General features: G+C 65.6%; 2 protein-coding genes. Both read left to right on the forward strand.

Annotated features, from left to right (window positions below):
- Positions 1 to 354: 354 nt before the first annotated feature.
- Positions 355 to 1,569: an aspartate aminotransferase family protein gene (locus tag JOY90_RS20240; protein ID WP_291692877.1), complete on the forward strand. Its 1,215-nt coding sequence runs from the start codon at positions 355 to 357 to the stop codon at positions 1,567 to 1,569.
- Positions 1,566 to 2,492, forward strand: a complete 927-nt coding sequence (gene argF / locus JOY90_RS20245) for an ornithine carbamoyltransferase (RefSeq protein WP_291692878.1) — start codon at positions 1,566 to 1,568, stop codon at positions 2,490 to 2,492. Before JOY90_RS20240 ends, argF begins: the two co-directional genes overlap by 4 nt.
- The last annotated feature ends 394 nt before the right edge of the window (positions 2,493 to 2,886 follow it).

A 2,886-nucleotide genomic window follows, 5' to 3' on the forward strand; every position in this document is an offset into this window, starting at 1 on the left:
ACTGGACTCCTTAAGGGGATCAGAACTGCCGCACGAGATGTCGTACCCGACGCCGAGGACGCTACAATATGCCGTGACTCGCGCGCAAGAGTCGGAGCTCATATTCCACATGTTCCGACGCGGCGGGGATTTGTCGCCGCACCGCAATTTCCCGGGCTTGCGGCGCAAATGAACGCTGCGCCGTAGCATGTTGACAGTTGTCGCCGCACGCCTAGAATGGTCCCACGTGCTGCCCCGAAAAGGCGGCACGTTTTGTTTTCGGCCTCGTCCTGATGCGTTGCCGCAAGTGCGCAGCAGGGCGGGGTGCGGACCAGCAACCGCGCGATCTTCAAAGCGCAACCTTCAAGTGATGCCATGACCAACAGCGCCGCGTCGCATCTGCTTCCCGTATTCGCCAGGGTCGATCTCGCCTTCGAGCGCGGCGAGGGCTGCTATCTCGTCGCGACCAATGGCGAGCGCTATCTCGACTTCACCTCCGGCGTCGCGGTGAACGCGCTCGGCCATGCGCATCCCGCGCTGGTCGCCGCCCTGCAAGCGCAGGCGACGAAGCTCTGGCACATGTCGAACCTGTTCAAGAGCCCGGACGGCGAGCGGCTCGCAGCCAGGCTGTGCGAGCAGAGCAAGTTCGCCGACTTCGTGTTCTTCTGCAATTCCGGCGCCGAGGCGCTGGAATGCGTGATCAAGGTGGTGCGCAAGCATCACGCCGCCAAGGGCCATGGCGAGCGCTACCGCATGATCACCTTCGAGGGCGCGTTCCACGGCCGCACGCTCGCGACGTTGGCCGCGACCGGCTCGGAGAAATATCTCGAAGGTTTCGGGCCGCCGTTGGACGGCTTCGACCAGGTGCCGCATGGCGACCTCGAAGCGGTGAAGCAGCAGATCGGACCGCACACCGCCGGCATCCTGATCGAGCCGATCCAGGGCGAAGGCGGCGTGCGCTCGGCGCCGCCGGCCTTCTACCGGGCGCTGCGCGGGCTCTGCGACGAGCATGGCCTGCTGCTCGCCTTCGACGAGGTGCAGACCGGCATGGGCCGCACCGGCGAACTGTTCGCGCATCGCCGCTTCGGCGTCACCCCCGACGTCATGTCGCTCGCGAAGGCGCTCGGCGGCGGCTTCCCGGTCGGCGCCTGCCTCGCGACGGCGAATGCGGCGGCCGGCATGACGCCGGGCTCGCACGGCTCGACCTTCGGCGGCAATCCGCTGGCGATCGCCGCCGCCAATGCGGTGCTCGACGTCATGCTGGAACCGGGCTTTCTCGATCACGTGCAGAAGATGTCGCTGCTGCTCAAGCAGAAGCTCGCCGCGGTGATCGATCGCCATGGCGACGTGGTGTCGGAGGTGCGCGGCGAGGGCCTCCTGATCGGGGTCAAGGCGGTGGTGCCGTCGACCGATCTGGTGGCGGCGCTGCGCCACGAGAAACTGCTCACCGTCGGCGCCGGCGAGAACGTGGTGCGCTTCCTGCCGCCTTTGATCGTCACCGAGGCCGAGATCGAACAGAGCGTGGCGAGCCTGGAGCGCGCCTGCGCCGCGCTGTCGGCCGGGAATTTAACGCGGGCCGCGGGGCCATGAGCACGCCGCCGCGTCACTTCCTCGATATCAGCGCGCTGCCGCTCGCCGAATTGCGCAACATGCTGGCCTTGAGCACCGCCATGAAGACGAAGCTGAAGGCGCATGAAGGCGGCCGGAAGCCGCTGGAAGGCAAGACGCTGGCGATGATCTTCGAGCGGCCCTCGACCCGTACAAGGGTGTCGTTCGATGTCGGCATGCGCCAGCTCGGCGGCGAGTCCATCATGTTGACCGGAGCGGAGATGCAGCTCGGCCGCGGCGAGACCATCGCCGACACGGCGCGCGTGCTGTCGCGCTATGTCGACGCCATCATGATCCGCATCCTCAACCACGAGGCGCTGCTCGAGCTCGCCGCCCACGCCACCGTGCCCGTGATCAACGGCCTGACGCGCCGCTCGCATCCCTGCCAGATCATGGCGGATCTCATGACCTTCGAGGAGCATCGCGGCTCGATCGAGGGCAAGACCGTGGCCTGGACCGGTGACGACAACAACGTGCTGGCGTCTTGGGCGCATGCCGCCGAGCGTTTCAAGTTCAACCTGCGCATCGCCACCCCGCCGCAGCTCGCACCGAACAAAGCGATGCGGGACTGGATCAAGGCGACCGCGGCGCCGATCATGCTCGGCCACGATCCGGAAGCCGCGGTGCGCGATGCCGACTGCGTCGTCACCGACACCTGGGTCTCGATGGGCGACAAGGACGGCGAGCACCGCCACAATTTGCTGCGCCCCTACCAGGTCGACGCCAAGCTGATGTCACTGGCAAAGCCCGAGGCGCTGTTCATGCACTGCCTGCCCGCACACCGCGGCGAGGAGGTCACCGACGAGGTGATCGACGGCCCGCAATCGGTGGTGTTCGACGAGGCCGAGAACCGCCTGCACGCCCAGAAGGGCATCCTGGCCTGGTGTTTCGGCGCAGAGGGGTAGGGCGAGCAAGCAAGTAGAATACAAATCGTGCCGTACATTCGATGCACCCTTTCCCGCAACAAGGGAGATTCGTAGGGTGGGCAAGCGGGCTACGAACACTGAAGCTTATCGCGGAAAGACAGGAGCATGCCCACCGCCGAGGGCAATGCTGTCGAACGAATGTGGGCACGGCGCTCTGCGCCTTAGCCCACCCTACGGGACTGCGCCGCGCCCTAAAGCGTTTTCGAGCGAAGTGGATACCGGTTCGCGTGAAGAAAACGCGTCAAAACAAAGAAGCTAGAGCTTCCGTTCCGATTCCATCGGAACGGAAAAGCTCTAGCCATGAGGGACACAAATTTCACGGCATGTGCGATTAGCGCTGCCCACAAGGGGAGAGGGTGCACTGTGCTCGCCG

This window comes from Bradyrhizobium sp. (assembly GCF_019242285.1).
Classification (GTDB): Bacteria; Pseudomonadota; Alphaproteobacteria; order Rhizobiales; family Xanthobacteraceae; genus Bradyrhizobium.